The 21,069-nt window shown below is 36.5% G+C and carries 14 protein-coding genes; 3 read left to right on the forward strand and 11 right to left on the reverse strand.

Features of this window, described 5'->3' with window-relative positions:
* Window positions 1–40 precede the first annotated feature (40 nt).
* Window positions 41–643 (forward strand): 30S ribosomal protein S4, encoded by a 603-nt coding sequence (gene rpsD / locus N9R04_RS05480; protein ID WP_262855577.1) that lies wholly within the window; start codon window positions 41–43, stop codon window positions 641–643.
* Between the two features lie 246 nt (window positions 644–889).
* Here rpsD and N9R04_RS05485 read toward each other — a convergent pair whose 3' ends face one another.
* On the reverse strand, window positions 890–1,663 hold the full coding sequence (locus N9R04_RS05485) for a glycerophosphodiester phosphodiesterase (RefSeq protein WP_262855579.1): 774 nt from the start codon (window positions 1,661–1,663) through the stop codon (window positions 890–892).
* 71 nt (window positions 1,664–1,734) lie between these two features.
* On the opposite strand from N9R04_RS05485, the gene N9R04_RS05490 reads away from it, so the two are divergent.
* Window positions 1,735–2,184 (forward strand): SACOL1771 family peroxiredoxin, encoded by a 450-nt coding sequence (locus N9R04_RS05490; protein WP_262855581.1) that lies wholly within the window; start codon window positions 1,735–1,737, stop codon window positions 2,182–2,184.
* A 161-nt stretch (window positions 2,185–2,345) separates the two neighbouring features.
* Here N9R04_RS05490 and nagE read toward each other — a convergent pair whose 3' ends face one another.
* Together nagE and N9R04_RS05500 are read right to left on the reverse strand one after the other, a co-directional pair.
* Entirely contained in the window at window positions 2,346–3,815 is a 1,470-nt protein-coding gene (nagE, locus tag N9R04_RS05495) for an N-acetylglucosamine-specific PTS transporter subunit IIBC (protein ID WP_262855582.1), read from the reverse strand.
* Window positions 3,816–4,040: 225 nt separating this feature from the next.
* Entirely contained in the window at window positions 4,041–4,661 is a 621-nt protein-coding gene (locus tag N9R04_RS05500) for a lysophospholipid acyltransferase family protein (RefSeq protein WP_262855663.1), read from the reverse strand.
* A 160-nt stretch (window positions 4,662–4,821) separates the two neighbouring features.
* On the opposite strand from N9R04_RS05500, the gene N9R04_RS05505 reads away from it, so the two are divergent.
* Complete coding sequence (locus tag N9R04_RS05505; protein WP_262855585.1) at window positions 4,822–6,081, forward strand: S1C family serine protease; 1,260 nt, start codon at window positions 4,822–4,824, stop codon at window positions 6,079–6,081.
* 645 nt (window positions 6,082–6,726) lie between these two features.
* Here N9R04_RS05505 and tyrS read toward each other — a convergent pair.
* The 8 genes from tyrS to N9R04_RS05545 form a co-directional block, all read right to left on the reverse strand.
* On the reverse strand, window positions 6,727–7,989 hold the full coding sequence (tyrS, locus tag N9R04_RS05510; RefSeq protein WP_262855588.1) for a tyrosine--tRNA ligase: 1,263 nt from the start codon (window positions 7,987–7,989) through the stop codon (window positions 6,727–6,729).
* Between the two features lie 578 nt (window positions 7,990–8,567).
* Complete coding sequence (locus tag N9R04_RS05515; RefSeq protein WP_262855590.1) at window positions 8,568–10,235, reverse strand: formate--tetrahydrofolate ligase; 1,668 nt, start codon at window positions 10,233–10,235, stop codon at window positions 8,568–8,570.
* A 373-nt stretch (window positions 10,236–10,608) separates the two neighbouring features.
* Window positions 10,609–11,598 carry a catabolite control protein A gene (gene ccpA, locus N9R04_RS05520; protein WP_262855598.1) on the reverse strand — a complete coding sequence of 330 codons (990 nt, stop codon included), beginning with the start codon at window positions 11,596–11,598 and terminating at the stop codon, window positions 10,609–10,611.
* A gap of 389 nt (window positions 11,599–11,987) precedes the next feature.
* Window positions 11,988–13,076, reverse strand: a complete 1,089-nt coding sequence (locus tag N9R04_RS05525) for a bifunctional 3-deoxy-7-phosphoheptulonate synthase/chorismate mutase (RefSeq protein WP_262855602.1) — start codon at window positions 13,074–13,076, stop codon at window positions 11,988–11,990.
* Between the two features lie 883 nt (window positions 13,077–13,959).
* Window positions 13,960–15,282, reverse strand: a complete 1,323-nt coding sequence (locus tag N9R04_RS05530; protein ID WP_262855608.1) for a hypothetical protein — start codon at window positions 15,280–15,282, stop codon at window positions 13,960–13,962.
* A 77-nt stretch (window positions 15,283–15,359) separates the two neighbouring features.
* Window positions 15,360–15,854, reverse strand: a complete 495-nt coding sequence (locus N9R04_RS05535) for a DUF948 domain-containing protein (RefSeq protein ID WP_262855616.1) — start codon at window positions 15,852–15,854, stop codon at window positions 15,360–15,362.
* A 79-nt stretch (window positions 15,855–15,933) separates the two neighbouring features.
* Window positions 15,934–17,247: a UDP-N-acetylmuramate--L-alanine ligase gene (gene murC, locus N9R04_RS05540; protein WP_262855623.1), complete on the reverse strand. Its 1,314-nt coding sequence runs from the start codon at window positions 17,245–17,247 to the stop codon at window positions 15,934–15,936.
* A 27-nt stretch (window positions 17,248–17,274) separates the two neighbouring features.
* The gene (locus N9R04_RS05545) at window positions 17,275–21,069 is read right to left on the reverse strand and encodes a DNA translocase FtsK (protein ID WP_262855625.1); all 3,795 of its coding nucleotides are present in this window, start codon (window positions 21,067–21,069) and stop codon (window positions 17,275–17,277) included.

Here is a 21,069-nt window from a genome sequence, read left to right on the forward strand (position 1 = left end):
GTTATTCATAACAACAAAAAAGAAAAGGAGGAGTCAATTTATGGCTCGATTCAGAGGTTCAAGTTGGAAAAAATCTCGTCGCTTAGGAATTTCTTTAAGCGGTACTGGTAAAGAATTAGAAAAGCGTCCTTACGCTCCAGGACAACATGGTCCTAATCAACGTAAAAAGATTTCTGAGTATGGACAACAATTACGTGAAAAACAAAAGTTACGTTATTTATACGGCATGACTGAAAGACAGTTCCGTAACACATTTGAATTAGCAGGTAAAAAACATGGTGTTCACGGTGAAAACTTCATGCAATTATTAGCATCTCGTTTAGATGCTGTTGTCTACTCATTAGGTTTAGCACGTACTCGTCGTCAAGCACGTCAATTAGTAAGCCATGGTCATATTGAAGTAGATGGTGGTCGTGTAAACATCCCATCTTATACATTAAAACCAGGTCAAGAAATTGCTGTACGTGAGAAATCTCAAAAACTAACAGTGATTAACGAATCAGTAGAAATTAGTAACTTTGTACCTGAATACTTAGAATTTGACGCTGATAATTTAACTGGTAAATTTGTGCGTGTCCCTGAACGCAGTGAATTACCAGCTGAAATCAATGAACAACTTATCGTTGAGTACTACTCAAGATAATATTTCTCCTATTATTATCCCGAGCAACCCACACAAGTGGTTACTCGGGATTTTTACTGCCAATTATATTGGGAGCGGGACAGAAATCTAACTTGAATAAGAAGATTTCGTAGTCCCGCCCCGGCAAGGATGACTAGAATTGAAAAAAGCTTGATACAAGCGCATTTTCAAATCAGTCATCTACTGCCAACATGTTGAAGAGGCTGGGATTTATGTCCCAGCCTCTTTCTCTCTAGTCAAAGACCATTATGTCCCAGCCTCAATTATATTATCTTTAATATCAATCATTAATTCCGGCCGATCGGAGATAATACCATCGACTCCGTAGTTAAACATTTTCAAACCAGTTTGAAAGGTATTTACCGTGTATGGGAAGGTCTTAAACCCTAGTTTATGTATCTTCGCTATCCATCTGCTATTCACGCTTTTATAATGTGGATTGATAAAGTCTACTATCTTTCTATAACGCTTAAGCTTCAAATTTTGTAACCAAAAGTTTCTTCTCTTAACTAATAACCCTAACGATATTTGAGTGTCAAACTGAGCGATCTGAATTAAGCTTTTGACAGAAAATGATTGAATAATAACTTGATTTTTAGGAAAGCTAGAGTGCCCTATTTCATCTAGTAAGATGCTTACTATATTTGGATACTTGTGAGGACATTTGAGTTCGATAAGTAGACAAATATTTTCATTAGCTAGATAATTAAACACCTCTTTAAGCGTCATAATATGTTGATTACTGAAGTGAGCACCTTTCCAGGTACCAAAATCAAACGTTTTCAATTCTCTTAATGTATAGTCTCTCACACGACCTTTTCCGTTACTCGTTCTATCAATCTTTTCATCGTGTACAACTACTAGCTCGTGATCTTTAGTCATGTGAATATCAATTTCTATCATTGACACTGAGCTTTTTACAGCATTCTTGATACTTAACATTGTATTTTCTGGATAATAGTAAGAATTTCCTCTATGAGCTATAATAGCATATGATGGTAATAAGAAAGTCTTACCCATTCGCACACCACCTTTCTAATTTTCATTCAATTTTAAAGGTTAATAATAAGACAATTGGAGGGTCAGCCCACATGGTTTCTCATCAATTTAAAGTAAGTACTAATTGGAATGGCGGTCGAAACCAGATCGGTACTGTTACAGGCGATATTATTAAGGAAGAGATATCTATACCTAAACAACTCGAAGGCATGGGTGTAGGCACTAACCCAGATGAATTATTAATATCAGCAGCCTCTTCTTGCTACATTATTTCTTTAGCAGCAGTTCTTGAACGTACTCATTATCGAGATGTGAACATTAGATTAACTACCATTGGTGAAGCAGAGTTTAAAAATGGTAAATTTCGGATGAATCAAATCATTCATTATCCAGAAATTACTTTACCACCAGTTTATCAGCAATCCATTGAGCGTAAATTAAATCGTCTTATTGCTTTAGCTGACTCGAATTGCATGGTATCTAACTCACTTCGTGGCAATGTCGATATTAAAATTATTCCTAAACTCAAATTTGATAACTAACATTTTGATTAAACTTTTTTAGGGAGCGGGACAGAAATCTAATTTAAATAAAAAGATTTGGTAGCCCCGCTCCCGAATCGTGAGCGTGTCTGTCGAAAATCCTGCTTTTGAGACGACGTTACTCGGTTTCGCAGAGCACTAAAATTTTATATCTCATCCTCTTATTCATTTAATCTGTCTTCCATCTCATCAGCAATATGCTGGACTTGAGGCCCTATTACTACTTGAATATTATGCTTCCCATTTTTATTTATACCTATAGCTCCTGAATCTTTAATTTTCTCTTCATTTACTATGCTAGTATCGTTTAACTCCATACGTAGGCGTGTAGCACAATGCGTTAAACTCTTAATATTTTGTTTACCACCTAACCCCTCTAATATGTCGGAAGCTATCTTTGAATACTGATTAGTAGTAGACGTGTCCCCAGCAGTGGAGGATGACTTATCAACTGCTGGGTCTTTGAGTAAGTTATCTCCTCTTCCAGGTGTGTTTAAATTAAATAACTTAATCATCAATCTGAAGAGCACATAATAAATTATGAAAAACACTAAACCTTGGACCAATAGCATTAATGGATGATTAGCGACTGGATTGACTAATGATAGGAGATAATCTATTAAACCTGCACTAAACGCAAATCCAGATGTCCAATGAAATAATGCTGCAATAAATAGAGAGAGACCTGTAAGTAATGCATGAACGACAAATAGGATTGGAGCTACGAACATAAATGCAAATTCTATAGGCTCAGTAACACCCGTAACAAATGCAGAAACTGCTCCTGCTAAGATAAGTCCATACACACGTTTTTTCTGCTTAGATTCAGCGGTGTGATACATGGCTAGAGCTGCAGCTGGAATACCAAACATCATTATTGGAAAGAAACCAGCCTGATATCGTCCTGTGATTCCCTTGATCGCGCCGTCACCACTTTGAAATTTGTGTATGTCGTCTATACCTACTAAGTTAAACCAGAATACTGAATTAAGTGCATGGTGTAAGCCTGTTGGAATGAGTAAACGGTTAAAGAAGCCATACAGGAATGCACCAACTGGTCCAAATCCAATCATCCACTTAGCAAATGCTACGATTGCTCCATAGAAATAGGGCCAAACTAGAAACATTATTCCAATAAGTATTAAAGAAAAGAAAGCCGTAATGATCGGTACTAAGCGTTTACCACTAAAGAAAGAGAGCGCCATAGGTAATTCTGTATGACTAAAACGATTATACGTAGCTGCTGCAATTAATCCTATAATTAATCCGATAAATACATTAGAGTTATCCATTTGATTAAAAGCGGTATCGACATCTTGTTTATTAATATTGCAGAGTACAGCTAACTTAGAAGGACTTAGGACTCGAGTTGTTAAAAAGAAACCTATCGTAGCTGCTAAGGCAACAGATCCATCATTCTTTTTTGCCATTCCTAATGCTACACCAATAGCAAATAAGATACCTAATTGATCAAGTACAGTAGTACCAGCGATAGTAAAAAATTGGGCAACATTAGGCAATATATGCATGGCATTGAGCGCGTTACCTATACCTGTAATTATTGCTGCAGCAGGTAGTACTGCGATAGGAAGCATAAGCGATCTTCCTAAACGTTGTAAAAAGCTATACATTTTTTTCTCCTCTTTTCTGTTTATTGAGATAGAATTGAATGGTTATTAAACTGTGCTTAACGATAAACTTATCTCTTTGAGTAAAGCATACCACTGTAACTATTCACTGTCTGTAATCTACTTGTTAAAGTCTAATAATAAGTCAAATAATCATGCTTAAAAAAAGCTCTTAAATAACATTATGACAACATTATTTGAGAGCTTGCAATTTTAATCTCTTTGAGTTTAATCTTGACCGTACGCCTGAACGAGTTCTTCGTGTAAAGCTTTAGTACGTTTTTCTAATTCTTGAGTAAGATAATTTAACTTCTCATTACGTTTCATGGAGTTCGGAAGCGATTTTGTATCGATCGGTTCACCAAACTTAATATGAGCAGTACCCAAGAATAAACCTTTAAGGTCTTTAGGACCAACATATGCAGCGGGCACTATCGGCGTTTTAGACATCATAGCAATAGTGGCCGCTCCTCTTTTAAGTGGCGCATCTTCATTTTTCTTCGTTCTATGGCCTGCTGGAAACAAGCCTACGGTTTTATTTTGCTTCAATAATTTAATAGGTTGTTTAAGCGTGCTCGGTCCAGGATTTTCGCGATCTACCGGAAACGCATTTAATGATTTTAAAAAGGAACCGATCAGCTTATTAGTAAACAATTCCTTTTTTGCCATATAGTGTATTTGGTTTGGACTAATAGCTAAACCTAGCATGATCACTTCATTATAACTTTCATGGGTACAAGTTACTACGTAACGGTAAAGTTGAGGTATATTTTCCTTCCCATGAACTTCTAAACTTTTACATACTTTAATAAGTATAAAGCTTAAGATTCTCCGACAAAAATTATACATGTCTTCACCTACTTCAATTTCTTTAATATAATAATTAATTCTACCATTTCGCTTTGGGACTCTCAATACAATAAGATTTCACTTATTTAATAGTAATTTACTAGAAAAAATGTATTAAAACTCTCATAATAATAAGTAAGAAAGTTAATGGAGGTTCAACATGTCTGAAAATAATTATAAAGAAAACACTAATTACTCTGTCTCCTCCCCTCATGCTAGGAGATATCGACCTAAATTTCCGTGGTTTAAAACTATTATTGTAGCTCTAATAGCTGGAATTATTGGTGCTCTAATAGTATTTGGTATTGCTAAATTCATAGATCACACGCTTCCTGAAAAGGATGGAGCAAAAGTGAACCAATCTCATTCGAACAGTGGTGGTAACACTCTTGATGGCAAAAGCGACAAGTACAATTCTGTAAATCAAATGATTCACGATGTTTCCCCTGCTATAGTTGGCGTGGTAAATATGCAAAAAGTTAACAGTTTAGAAGACTTCTTAAAAGGAAGAAAATCTAAATCGCAAGAAGCAGGCGTCGGCTCGGGAGTTATATACCAAAAGAACAAGAACAATGCGTATATAGTTACTAACAACCATGTCATCGACGGCGCTAATAAAATTAAGGTTCAGTTACATAATTCTAAACAAGTGGATGCTGAACTTGTAGGAAAAGATGCCACTACTGACCTAGCTGTGTTGAAAATAAATAGTACGAGCGGCATTAAAGCTATACAATTTGCTGATTCAACTAAAGTAAAAACAGGTGATAGTGTCTTTGCTATGGGCAATCCACTTGGCCTTGAATTCGCTAATTCAGTGACTTCTGGAATTATTTCAGCTAATGAAAGAACGATTGATGCTAATACTGCGAATGGGTCTCATAAAGTGAATGTTATACAAACCGATGCTGCGATTAATCCTGGTAACTCAGGTGGCGCATTGGTAGATTTAAATGGTAACCTTGTCGGTCTTAACTCAATGAAGATTGCGAATGAGCAAGTTGAAGGTATAGGATTTGCAATACCTAGCAAAGAAGTAGAGCAAACAATCAAGCAACTCGTTGAAAAGGGTAAAATCATTCGTCCTTCTATCGGTCTCGGGTTAATCAATTTAGAAGAAATCCCTGAAGATTACAAAGATCATTTACATGTTGATAAAGATAAAGGAGTTTACGTAGCAAAAGTTGATAACGCGAATGGTATCAAAGAAGGCGATATTATAACTCAAATAGATGGTAAGAAAGTTGAAAAAGATACCGACATACGTTCTTACCTATATGAACATAAAAAACCTGGTGAAAGTGTTAAGTTGACAGTAGAACGGGATGGCGAGACTAAGACAGTTTCAGTCAAACTTAAAGAGCAAAAATCTCAAAATCATAAAAAGTCATTTACTGAGGACCTAAACCCTTTTGAATAATGACACTAAGATGATAACGACGGATACCAGTGCTACTCCGTTAAGTCACTAGTAGAGCACACTCACAAACGCTATCTAAAGTGTGATGATACCAGTAAATAGCACTTTAGAATATACTTGAGTTTTAAGCTCAAGCGTCTATGAAATTAAATATCAAGAAATGTGTAGCGCGTTATGCTACTCGAGGTATCAATAAAGTAAAAACTTCGAGGTCTTTCGTAAATTGTGACGAAACCCTCGAAGTTTTTCAGCTATTGAGCTATTCATTCCGGTCTTTCTAAAAAGCCTTAATTTAAATGATCTATTGGGAGCGGGACAGAAATCTAATTTGAATAAAAAAAGATTTCGTAGTCCCGCCCCGGCAAGGATGGCTAGAATTGAAAAAAGCTTGATACAAGCGCGTTTTCAAATCAGCCATCTACTGCCGAGATGTTGAAGAGGGAGCGGGACAGAAATCTAATTTGAATAAAAAAAGATTTCGTAGTCCCGCCCCGGCAAGGATGGCTAGAATTGAAAAAAGCTTGATACAAGCGCGTTTTCAAATCAGCCATCTACTGCCGATATGTTAAAGAGGCTGGGATATATGTCCCAGCCTCTTTCTCTCTAGTCAAAGACGTATATGTTCCAGCTTCTTTTTGTGTCATTTTAGTTATAAGTTACCATGAAGTATTTCTTTTTACCGCGTCTTATAATCGTAAATTCGCCGTCTATTTTGTCTTCCTCGCCAAGTTCATATTTCAAATCTTGCTTGCGTTCGCCATTCAAATAAATCGCGCCATTATTAATGTCCTCTCGCGCTTGTCTTTTAGATGAAGAAATACCTGTTTCTACGATCGCTTCCACGAGATTAGTAGTCGTATGAGACAATGACACATGCGGCACGTCTTTAAATCCAGCTCTTAATTCATCAGCAGATAATGTTGTCAAGTCACCACTGAATAAAGCTTGTGAAATACGTTTTGCATCATCTAAAGCTTCTTGACCATGAATGAAACGTGTGACATTTTCAGCCAGCGCTTTTTGAGCTTCCCTTAAGTGAGGAGCTTCTTTCACTGATTGTTCAAGTTCAATTATTTCTTCTCTGCTTAAAAATGTAAAGAACTTCAAGAATTTAATAACATCATCATCTGTCGTGTTAATCCAAAATTGATAGAACTCATACGGGCTTGTTTTCTCTGGATCTAACCATACTGAACCGCTCTCGGTCTTACCAAACTTTTTGCCATCTGCCTTCACTACTAACGGTATAGTGAGACCATATGCTTCAGTTTGACCATACATACGTCTCATAAGCTCTATACCACTAGTGATGTTTCCCCATTGATCGGATCCACCTACTTGAATTTTACAATTTAATTCCTTATTAAGATGGCCAAAATCAATAGCTTGTAAAATGGTATAAGTAAATTCAGTAAATGAAATACCATTTTCTAATCGTGTTTGAATAGAGTCTTTTCCTAACATATAGTTAACGCCAACATGCTTCCCATAATCTCTTAAGAAACGAATGAGTGATATTTCACTTAACCAGTCTTTGTTATTGACTAACACAGCTCCCTGGTCTGTCCCAAATTCAAAGAGTTGATGCATTTGTTTACTTATTCCTTGAACATTCTTTTCGATTTGTTCTTCAGATTGTAGCGTTCTCTCCTCTGACTTACCTGAAGGATCACCTATCATCCCTGTGCCCCCACCGATAAGCACTATCGGACGGTGCCCATGTTCCTGAAAGCGACGCAATGTCATAAACGGCAAGAGATGACCAATATGTAAACTATCAGCTGTAGGATCAGCTCCACAATACAGCGTGACCTGTTCTTTATTAAGAATTTCTTCAATTTTTTCTTCATCTGTTTGTTGATATATAAGACCTCTCCAGGTTAACTCTTCAATTAGTGTATTTGACATTATTTACTTCCTCCTCTAACAATTCTTGTCACATAAAAAAACCCCTACTTGACGTAAGGGCGCATAGCTGCACGGTACCACCAAACTTAGCTCAAAAGAGCTCTCTTTAATAACGATACGTTCATTATCAAACGTTGGATTATTGTAGCTAACTACAAAGTAAGGTGTATTCGTCAAAGTATATGGTTAGTTCACAGCACCCACTAACTTTCTGAATCAATCTACCTTAACTACTTCTCCTCTAATCCAGTACTATTTTGAATTGATTTTTATTATAAGTAACTATAGTTAAAAAGTCAATTTCCCGTTTGATGTGCCAACAGTACTCAATGAGGAAGGTCCACTCATTGATAAAGCTTCAACCGCATTAAATATATAACAGAATCTTTTAACTCTTATCCTTCTTTAAAAGTTGTTCATCATGAGCACTTCACTAGTAATGAAATTAAAACGACGCGACGAGTGATAATAAAGAGTAGAACGACAAGTTAATAGGTTCTTAATGTGTGTCGTCCTACTCGCAAAGTATACATGCTTAGAGTATTCAAATTTGAATATTAAACTCTCGTTTCTTCAAATTAGAATAATCCGATCGCCTGTCCATCATCGGTAACATCCATGTTTAAAGCAGCCGGTTTCTTAGGAAGACCAGGCATCGTCATTACGGCACCAGTTAAAGCTACTATAAATCCTGCTCCTGTTTTAGCCTCAAGTTCACGTACAGTAATTTCAAAATCTTCAGGTGCTCCTAATAGAGAGGCGTCATCTGAGAAAGAATATTGAGTTTTGGCCATGCAAACTGGGTAATTATCCCATCCATTTTCCTTGAAGCGTTGGAGTTGCTTTTGAGCCTTACTACTGAATGTCACTTTTTTACCACCGTAAATTTCAGTGACGATTTTTTCTATTTTGTCTTCAATAGGCAACTCTAAATCATAAAGATGGTTAAAACTTTGTGGTTCATCGATAATTTCTAATACTTGATTAGCAAGATCGATGCCACCTTCTCCACCTTTTTCCCACACTTCAGTTAGAGCTAAACGCACGCCATTATCTTTGGCCCATTGCTTAACAAATTCTGTTTCAGCTTCAGTATCATGAACAAATGCGTTAAGTGCTATCACTGGCTCTAAACCATATTTACGCACATTATCTACATGTCGTTCTAAGTTTACAATACCTTTCTTTAACGCCTCGACATTTTCTTCTTTTAGCTCTTCTTTAGATACGCCACCATGCATCTTTAATGCACGAATTGTAGCTACTACTACGACCGCAGAAGGTTCAAATCCTGCTTCACGAGCTTTAATATTTATAAATTTTTCAGCGCCTAGATCTGAACCAAATCCCGCTTCGGTAACTACAATGTCAGCCAATTTACGTGCAGTTTCTGTAGCAAGTACTGAATTACAACCATGAGCAATATTTGCAAACGGGCCACCATGTACTAGCGCAGGTGTACCTTCAATAGTTTGAACCAGATTAGGTTTAATCGCATCTTTCAAAATCATAGCTAAAGCGCCTTGCACCTCTAAATCTGCAACGGTTACTGGTTTACGTTCGCGCGTATAGCCAATCGTTATACGTGAAATCTTTTCTTTTAAATCTTTGAGGCTAGTAGCCAAACACAAGATAGCCATAATTTCTGAAGCTACTGTTATATTGAAACCATCTTCACGTGGTATACCTTGGGTAGGGCCACCTAATCCTACTACCACGTTTCGTAAAGCTCTATCATTCATATCAAGTACACGTTTCCATTCGATTCGTCGTTGATCAATACCTAATGTATTACCTTGATGGATGTGATTATCTATAAAGGCTGATAAAGCGTTATTCGCAGTAGTTATAGCATGAAAGTCTCCATTGAAATGAAGGTTGATATCTTCCATTGGTAATACTTGAGCAAAACCGCCACCAGTTGCTCCACCTTTAATACCAAATGTCGGTCCTAGCGCAGGTTCACGCAAAGCTACCATTACGTTCTTCTTCAAAGCATGTAAAGCGTCCGATAAACCAACAGTCACAGTGGATTTACCTTCTCCAGCTGGAGTTGGGCTCATTGCTGTCACTAATACTACTTTACCTTTATCTCCATTATCCTTAACTTGATTGATATCAATTTTAGCTTTGTAGTGACCATAAGGTTCTAGTGCACTTTCTGGAATACCTGCTGTTCGCGCTATGTCATTAATAGGTTTTAGTTTTGATTGATTTGCAATTTCTAAGTCCGATAAGTGTGCCAACTTAATCCGCCCCTTCTTTAAATAATCCTAAACTACAATAAACTTGATAAATCATTGCTACCTTAAAACCTTTACAAGTTTATCTTAACCGACTTGATGGGGCTTGTCGATTATTTACAATAACGCTTTCATTTATTTTTATACCTATACACTTTTTAAATTATTATTTATAATCTGCTTTACATTTCTGATTAACAAGCCAGGACTAAGGAAGTGAGAATAGCAAGGGCACACCACCCTAAAGCATTCTACTGTTCTAGAAATTGAGCAGGCAGTTAGCTCCTAAGCATTCTGTTCTTGCCCACGTGGAAAGAAATTATTTATCCCTATGAGACGCTATGGCTCATTACTCAGTTATCAATCTAAGAATGAATTATTGAGTTGTACCACGATACTCGATACGATGAGGTAAGATCATATTCTCATCTTCAATTTCTTCATCCTTCATATACTTAGTCAGCAATCTCATTCCTACAGCTCCGATATCGTATAAAGGCTGAATGACACTAGACAATTGCGGTCTTACCATTTCAACTAAGCGCGTATTATTAAAGCTGATTACCTGTAAATCTTCTGGCACATTAATTTGTTGATCTTGCGCACTATGCACAATTCCGATAGCTTGTTCATCGCTGATAGATAATAGAGCATCGATTTTAGAGAAATCTAATTCTTTGAATGCCTTAACCCCGTCTTTGTATGTTTCATTTCCATGATAAATATTCTCCTCTGCTAGCGATAAATGATTATCATTTAAAACTTCTTTCAACCCTTTTAGGACTTCTTCTTGAGCTTTTTTAGAATAATATCCACCTACAAAAGCAAAATTCTTTGCACCACTCTGTATTAGATGATCAGTAACCTCTTTAGCTGCAGCTCTGAAATCAATATTTACTGAAGCTATATTATCATCCTTACCATTCGTTCCAGACACGACTACAGGCACCGAGGAGTTACTAATATTTTCCTTCATTTCTTCTGAGATAGTTCCACCTAAAAAGATAATTCCATCTACTTGCTTACTTAACAAGTTATTGAAAATTTCTTTTTCTTTATAGGGATCATTATCAGAATTAGAAATGATAGAATGATATTGATACATCGTAGCAATGTCTTCTAAGCCACGAGCTAATTGAGAGTAATAGATATTAGAAATATCTGGAATGATTACCCCTACTGTAGTAGTTCTCTTGCTTGCTAATCCACGAGCGACTGCATTAGGTCTATAATTTAACCTTTTTATAACGTCATTAACTTTATCCCTCGTTTCAGGTTTCACGTTTTGGTTACCATTCACTACTCTTGAAACAGTAGCCATTGATACACGAGCTTCTCTCGCAACATCATAAATTGTAACAGTCATAAGCGACCTCCTTGTATACGGCTTTAACTTGATTCTGCTTTGTTTTCATAACTTTTTCATAGTTTATCATAAAAACATTGATTGAAAAATATAAATGTCTTCTTTGTCACAATGATGTCAAACACAGTTTATAAATAAAATATAACAAATTAATAGTAGTTTTAAACTATTGTTATATAATAATCAGCTCAATTTCTTATACTTTTTCATTTGATTACTTAAAAAAGTAGAAAGATATCACCTTAACGCCAGTAAAATCCAAATAAATAAGAAAAAAAGGGATGAGGGAGCGGGACAGAAATCTAATTTGAATAAAATGATTTCTGTCCCGCTCCCTTTTAATCCCATGTTAAGCAAATTTTTAAGATTATATAGTTAAACTTTAACTGTTATAATTCGTTGGTATTATATTTTTTACTTAAAGGGCTTAATGAATTATAAAACTCATCAAACTCTTCTAAATCCATTTGCTGTCCGCTGTCACTCAAAGCTACTGACGGATCAGGATGCACTTCAGCCATTACTCCGTCCGCTCCGACAGCTAAAGCTGCTTTAGCTGTTGGTAACATAATATCTTTACGACCTGTACTGTGAGTAACATCAACCATAACTGGTAAATGCGTACCTTGCTTTAGAATAGGTACTGCAGAAATATCTAATGTATTTCGCGTAGCATTTTCGTACGTGCGAATACCGCGTTCACATAAAATGATATTATTATTGCCCTCTGATGCAATGTACTCAGCTGCTTTAATAAATTCTTCTATAGTAGCTGATAACCCTCTCTTTAATAAGATGGGTTTGCGTGTACGTCCAGCTTCTTTTAAAAGTTCAAAGTTGTGCATGTTACGCGCTCCAATTTGGAATACATCGACGTACTTATCAGCCATTTCGAAATCAGCAGGATTAACGATTTCACTGACGATATTTAAATCATATTTGTCTTTAGTTTTCTTTAAAATTTTTAAACCTTCTTCTCCTAAACCTTGGAAATCATAAGGTGAAGTACGCGGCTTAAATGCACCACCTCTTATGAACTTTTCACCCTTAGAAGCTAAATTTTCTGCTACTTTATCGACTTGTTCTTGGGATTCAACAGAACATGGCCCGAAGATAAACGATTTCTTGCCGTCACCTATCGCACCACCGTTGTTAAATTTCACAACTGTATCTTCAGGCTTTAGTTTACGTGAAACATATAAATGCTTTTCATGATCTCCTTTTTGTAAATCAGTTGAAGCTTTAAATATTTCTTTAAATAACTGTTTGATTACACTATCTGAAAAAGGACCTTTATTTTGATCGATCAATGTATTTAACATTTCTTTTTCTCGTTTAGGATCATATACAATAATCCCTTGTTTGCGTTTGACTTCACCAATTTTTTTGGCTACTTCCCCTCTTCTCGTTAACAGTTCAAGAATTTGTTCATTTAATTTAATTATTTCTTCTCTGTGTTGTTCTAGTTCATCAGCCATATGGGACACCTCTTAGTCATTCTATTATTGTCTTGCTTTAAAGCGATAAAATAATGATTGATAGTTATTGTAACAATTCTACTAGCTCATTTCAAGATTACGCTATATTATTAGTTTGACAATTCGCACTTTTCCGTCAAAAATTAAATTGATGTATTTAATCATACACAACCCACAAAGTTTTTTCAACAACCTAATTAAAAACAAATAATAATATTCGTTTCTATTCTACTTTTATGTATAAGGAAAAACTTCGAGGTCGAGGTTAAGAACTAAAGTTTCTGTGCTCTGAGGAACTGATAAACGGCGCCCCAAAAGCAGGATTTCTAACAGAAATACGCACGACTCGACAAAATTTGAGGCTGGGACATAAATCCCAGCCTCTTCAACATCTCGGCAGTAGATGACTGATTTGAAAATGCGCTTGTATCAAGCTTTTTCAATTCTAGTCATCCTTGCCGGGGCGGGACGACGAAATCTTTTTATTCAAATTAGATTTCTGTCCCGCTCCCTTCAACATCTCGGCAGTAGATGACTGATTTGAAAACGCGCTTGTATCAAGCTTTTTTCAATTCTAGTCATCCTTGCCGGGGCGGGACGACGAAATCTTTTTATTCAAATTAGATTTCTGTCCCGCTCCCTTCAACATCTCGGCAGTAGATGACTGATTTGAAAACGCGCTTGTATCAAGCTTTTTTCAATTCTAGTCATCCTTGCCGAGGCGGGACTACGAAATCTTTTTATTCAAATTAGATTTCTGCCCCGCTCCTATCGTCCGTTTCTGTTCAAATTCTAAATGCTTTAGTCCCTACCTCTCTCGAAGTTTTGGTTACTGAGATATTAAAGTTCTAGCCCCATCTAGTCGCGATGATCACTCAACTCGTTACTTATCACCGAAAGTGCGTTTATCTATTTTGCTCTTAGCTTTTTCGCTTTTAATTGGCTTTTGAGTTTTACTTTTTGAAGCCTTTTTACTACTTGTTGCAGGACTATCATCCTTTTTAATAGTGGTATGCTCTGTATTACTTTGAAGTTTATCTTGCTTGCTGTTCTTTTTACGACCAGAACCATTGTGGATGATATGCCCCTCTTTAAACTGCGCTCTCTCGTGAGTTTGCGGTGCTATTTTCTCTGCGTTTTTCGGCTTGCTTTCATTATCAGTTCTACTACTTGATCTATGTGTCTTAGAAGTATTTGTACTAGCTACTTTATCATTAGACTTTGAAGATTTAGAACTAGCTTTATTCTTTGCTGTCTTTTGTTCAACTTGACTATCAACTACACTTTGTTGTGCTTCTTGCTTAGTTTTGTTTAAAGAAGCTCGTTCTTCTTTTTTAATTTTACTTTCTTTAACCAAGACTGGAACTTCTCTTAGCTTAGTTTTAGAAATTTCTTTAGCATTCAATAACTTTTCAGTGTTGCCTCTAACTGTGGCGTTTTTCGCTATTAGATTCATTTTATCTCGAGCAGCTTGCGCAAGACTAAGAGCATTGACCGTACTTGATGATCTTCCATCTAAGCGTGGTACAACGAAATCAGCACCAGCAGATGATATCGGTTCACTGGCTAATAATTGTTGAGTACGTGCTCTCACATCACTATCATCGCTAAGTTGTTGAGACTTCGTTCGAGCTGCAGATGCTAAGCGTTGCGCCCTCGTTCCATTAGCTTGTCCTTCTTGGTTAGATGGAGATTGGTCCACTTCTTCTTGAATAGCTTGTTGTTGAGCTTCAATCTCCTCTTGTTTCGCTGCTTTAGTATCATCAATATGTTGTAACCCTGATGAAGATGTTGTCTCGCTTACTTTATCGTTCTCTTGACCGACAGGTGACGTATCTGCTAGCGAATGATTTGATACTTCTTGTTGTATAGCTGCTTGTTGTGCATTTAATTCTTGCTGTGAAGGTGTAACCTTTTCATCTACCACATTGTTAACTTCTCCACGAATTTTTTCCACACGTTCTTCTGCGATTGCTTGCTCTTCTCTTGTAGTATGTGATAGATCACTATCAAACTTAGTTTCAGATGATGGCACTTGTTCATTTAATTTTTTCTTATGATTAGCGAATAATCCTATGGCAGAACCAATTACTGTTCCAAAGACAAAACCAAAGACAAAGTGTCTTGGTTGGTAACGACTAACATGGTTCGCTTGAGTATAGTTCTCTTTACCTCTTTCAAATTCATCACGATTGTAATAGTGCATGATTACGCCTCCTATAACAAATGCACTTAAACAAAGTTTAATACCTCATTTAAGTGCACTATTGTGTTAAGTATAAATTATTTTTTTTCTACGTGTGTAGTGTAACTTGTATTACCATCATTTGCTACACTGTTATTCTTGTAGTTTGCACTTTCTCTGCGTTGTCTTCTATTTTGCCATTTGTCAGCAATTTCCATCGCTACATTTGACCATTGAACAACTTGTGAAATCTTATCTTCATTTTGAGAAATGTTATGCGTAATAGAGTTAGTTACACGATCTACTGAACCATTTAATGTTTGAACAGAGTCACCGATACCTTTAACAGCATCAACAACTGAATTTAAGCGCTCAACCTTACCTTGAATATCTTCAGTTAAGCGATTAACTTTGTGTAATAAATCTGTTGATTCACGAGTAATACCTTGAACTTGACCTTCAACACCATCAAGTGTCTTAGCTACGTGGTCTAAGTTTTTCTTAACTGAAACCAATACGACAACAATTCCAATACATAGGATTAAGAAAGCTATGGCCGCAATTATTCCAGCTATAGGTAGAATCCATTCCATTAAAAACGCCTCCTAAATTACGTATGTTGTTATTTATTTTTAATACCCTACTTATTTTAACATAAACATGCTTAAAAAATTATAATTCTGCTACTTTTCCTTCATGTGTTGTATAAGCGCGCAAGACTTTCTGAATATCTCCTGCACCCATAAACAATATTACAGCTGATGGATAGTCTTCTAACTGTGCCACCGTTTCTTCACTAATCAAGTCTGCTCCGTCAATTCGATTGAGAAGATCTTGAATAGATAGATCACCAGTATTTTCTCTTATAGATCCGAATATATCGCATAAATAAACGTGATCTGATTGACTAAGACTTTCAGCAAACTCTTCTAGAAAAGCTTGCGTTCTTGAAAATGTATGGGGTTGAAAAACAGAAATTACTTTCTTATTCGGATATTTTTTTCTAGCTGATTCAATCGTCGCATTTATTTCTCGAGGATGATGTGCATAATCATCCACGAGAACTTGACTATTTAACGTAATTTCGTTGAAGCGTCTTTTAACACCACCAAACGTCTCTAAAGCCTCTTTAATATTATCTACGTTGAGAGACTCAAAGTAACATATCGCAATGACCGCTAAGGCGTTGAGAATATTATGATCACCATATTGAGGAGATAGGAAGGTGTCGTAATATTCACCTTTAATATAGACGTCAAATTGAGTACCTTTGTCGCTATAAGTAATATTATTAGCATAAATATCATTATCTTCAGTTAAGCCATAATAATAAATTGGTACATTTGCTGTTAACTCGCGTAAATATCTATCTCCACCCCAAGCTATGATCGCTTTCTTAACATTATTCGCCATCGCTTGGAAAGCATCACAGACATCATCGATATCTTTAAAGTAATCTGGGTGATCAAAATCTATGTTTGTCATAATAGCATAATCAGGATGATAACTCAGAAAGTGTCTTCTGTATTCACAAGCTTCAAATGCGAAGTACTCACTTGAAGGTATGCCTAATCCTGTTCCATCACCAATGAGGAAAGAGGTTTTTTTATCTCCATTCATAACGTGTGATAAGAGTCCAGTAGTGGAAGTTTTACCGTGAGCACCAGTGACTGCAACTGATATATATTGATTTATTACGTAAGCTAAGAAATCATGATAACGAATTATTTCCAATCCTAATTTCTGTGCTTGCACTACTTCTTCATGGTCATTTGAGAAAGCGTTCCCTTGAATGACAACCATGTCTTCTTCCACGTTATTTCTATTAAAAGGTAAGATCTTAATACCTTTATTCTTCAAAGCTTCTTCTGTAAATACATATTGATCTATATCAGATCCCTGCACTTCATGGCCTAAATCATGCATAATTTGAGCTAGTGAACTCATACCTGAGCCCTTAATGCCGACAAAGTGATAATGGGCCATATTTAACAACTCCTTAAATACTAATGATTAATCCTCTTCTAAGTCTGATTCGGTTATATATACTTCTCGTGGTTTTGAACCGTTCGCTTCAGAAATAAATCCTAGCTGCTCTAATTGATCAACTATACGAGCTGCTCGATTATATCCCACTTGAAAGTGTCTTTGAATAAGAGAAGTAGAGATATGTCCTTCTTGAACCATAAAGCGACAAACATCTTTAAAAAGTTCGTCTTTAGGTTGATTTGCTTTCTTCTTAAGAAGTTCTTGTTCTTTAAATATATAATTTGGTTCCCGTTGCATTTTAATATACTCAACGACCTCATCGATTTCTTCATCTGAGACAAATGTACCTTGTACTCTAATAGGCTTGTTCATTCCACCACCTAGATAAAGCATGTCTCCATAACCTAATAATCGTTCAGCACCACCACTATCAAGAATAGTCCGTGAATCCACACTAGATGATACCATAAACGCAATTCGAGTTGGGATATTTGCTTTGATTAAACCTGTAATGACATTAACTGATGGTCTCTGCGTAGCGACTAACATATGAATTCCACAAGCACGTGCTTTTTGAGCGATTCGAGCTATGGATTGCTCAACTTCTTGAGGAGACATCATCATTAAATCTGCTAATTCATCAATAACGATGACAATTTTAGGTAAACGTTCCTCATAACTTGCCTTTTTATTAAACGCGGTAATATTACGCACATGATATTGAGCAAATAACTTATATCGACGTTCCATTTCGTCTACAGCCCATTTAAGACTTTGCGTCGCAGCTTTAACATCGGTAATTACAGGCGAAACTAAGTGAGGTAAATCATTGTATGGTGCCAGTTCCACCATTTTAGGGTCAATAAGTAGGAGGCGTAATTCTTCAGGATGATTTTTATATAGTAGAGACATTAATATACTATTTATACATACGGATTTACCTGATCCCGTTGCTCCGGCTATTAAAGCATGGGGCGTTTTAGCTATATCCATTAATAAGGGTTCATTATTGATGCGATATCCCATTGCTACCGTTAACTTGGAATGCGCATTTTTAAACTGATCTGATTCAATGATTGAACGTAAATTCACTTTCGTTGGAGATTGGTTAGGCACTTCTATTCCTACCAGACTCGTTCCTGGTATAGGCGCTTCTATTCTGATGTCTTTGGCAGCTAGAGCCATCTTGATATCATCTTGTAAATTAGTGATTCGTGAAACTTTAACGCCTTTTTCTACCGACAGTTCAAACCGTGTGACACTTGGCCCCTCTGTCACATGCTTGACTTCAGCTGGCACGTTAAAGTAATAGAACGCATCATTTAGTTCTTCTTTTTTTTCTTCAATCCAAGCTTCATCTATTTCATGTTGTTCAGGCTCTTCCAACAAGTTGATATTAGGTAGGTTTAAATTGGGCCCCTTTCTAATCGTCGTGCTACTTGAATGCGTATCTTCGAATCGGTTATGATGGTGCGCTGTTTCTTTATTGTTGTCTGGTACATGTGAGTCACTAGTTTGACTTACTCCGCTTGCTTCCGAAGTGGAACCATCAGTGTGTGATTGAAGCTCATCATTATCAGAATCAGATTGCTCATAAGTAGATTGATTTAAAGATCTGGATGCCTGTTGATATTGTGTTTCAGTTTCAACGCCTAGATCATCTCTTCTAGTCTGATCGATGGAGCTGCTATTTTTTGAACCTTCTACCGCTGCTTCAACAGTTTCTTTAGATGTCCGTGATTCTCTATCACCATTATTGTTCGTCTCTATTTGTGGCCGCTGAGAAGAACGTTCTTCATTGTTTTCTTCATGAGATGGCTTATTTTGAACTTCTTCTAGATGCGAGGATTCCTCATCTGATGAATGAGAACGTTCATTGGACTGAGTTTGTGCTTTCATTTCAGGCTTCAACTGTGGTGTCTCTACCTTACTTTTATTTCTATTTTGAGAACGTGTAAGTCTTTTGCGATCTGATGGAGTCATCAACACGTTGAAAGGTTTAGTACTTTTAGGTGTAGTTTGAGAACTGTTATAGTTACTTTTCGTTTTTGATGATTGGTTAGAATTCTTAGCTTCTACTTCTGATTTGTTGTCTGCTGAAGGTTTTGAACTGTAATTGTTAGATTGTGTTGAGTCTTCTTTAGATTGTGTATACTCATTGGACTGAGGGTTTGAGATACTTTCTTGATGTGTAGATTGTTGAGAATTGAATTCATTCTCTATATGGTCAACGTTATTCGCATTCTCTTTTTGATGAGAAGATTCACGTTCTTCCCTTTCAACTTCTGAAGATAAATCCTCTGTCGAATCTTCTAACCCTATATCAACCGTCTCTTTATCATCGGGAGAAGCGGGTTGTTTCTGTTTGATCCTCTCTTTATCTTCATTAGTTTCAGAGGCGTCCTCGTTTGTATTTAAATCCCGATAGGCTGCGTCTTCAACATCGTTATCTACCGCATCTTCTTGTTGGAAGTCCACTTGATCTAAAGAGTTGTTATCACTCGCGCTCTGATTTAAAGTAGAATGTTGCGCTTTAAAATCATTTCTACCTTCAGGTGGTTGATCACCCTCCATATGATGTTGTTCACTATTAGCTGAGAGATCCTCATTATCACGCTTCGATGATTCTTGTTCTTTTTGACCGCTATTTAAGGAGGAATCGGAATGATTTACCACTACCTCATCATCATTGATGTTATGTACGTTACGAATCTGATCTAGATCTACTTCTTCATAATTATACTTGGACGAAGTAGTAGGTTCTTGTTCTTCATCTGTTTCAGCATGCTCTACTTCTGATGATGACGACTGGTAAGGCATATCTAGAGAACTTTCACCTAAATAACGTTTAGCTTGATTAGCGTACATTTCATCAATTGCTTTCTGCACTTCGTCTTTATCATCCTCTTGATGACGTTTTTGTTGTAGTGCTTTTTTAAACTGCCGCTTCTGTAACACTTTTCTCTCGCGCTCTCTCCGTATTTCTTCAACAATTTGAGAGGCGTAAAAATTCTCGAGGCTTACCATATTATTATGGTTTTTAGTGTTATGAGATGATGCCGCTTTATCTTTATTTCTGTCTCTGGTTTGCGCATCCTTAGTTTGAAGTTTATCATTCGATAAAGTGAAGCCTGATTGATTAGTAGTAGATTGATCTCTCTTTTCTTTATCGAAGGATGTTGAGCCCAGCGGCGACGTAAGAGATGAATCATTGCTCTCTTCTGATTGCTTATCGTCATCAGTTTTATTATATGATCTCGGTATCATGCCATTTTTAAGTTGTTTAGGCTTATGGGTGCCAAATATAGCTGATGGCACTTCTGAAGCTTTGAAATCTCTACTGGCATAATTACGTTTATCACTCTTAAGATTGTTTCTTTCAGCACGTAACACATCAGTTTGAATACGTTGTTTACGTGGTGATTCAGATTTACGATGCTGAGTTTGTGAACTGAGGGGACTACTGTCGCGTTCATATGATTCTTTGTTATATTCACTGAAGCGCTGTTGAGATACATCAGCTGAGCCCCTGTTTCTATGGCGTTTCTTTTTTCGCGTACTGAAAGAGAGATTGGCTTCGCTATCAGAGGCTTGACTAGAAGAAAACTCGTCATCGGAGACATTCTGAGAAATTTCTTCTTCGTTTAACACTCTCATAGGGAACCGGAATTTACCTTTGGGTCTATCGTAAATATCATTATTTTGAGGTAGCAATGTATGTTGCTTTTCTTTTTGGTTACTTTGACGTCTTTTATTTCTTCTACTCAAATAGTCATTATTTGAATCTTCTTCACCAAATAATTTATCAAACCAGCTCAT

Source organism: Staphylococcus marylandisciuri (assembly GCF_025519785.1).
GTDB lineage: Bacteria > Bacillota > Bacilli > Staphylococcales > Staphylococcaceae > Staphylococcus > Staphylococcus marylandisciuri.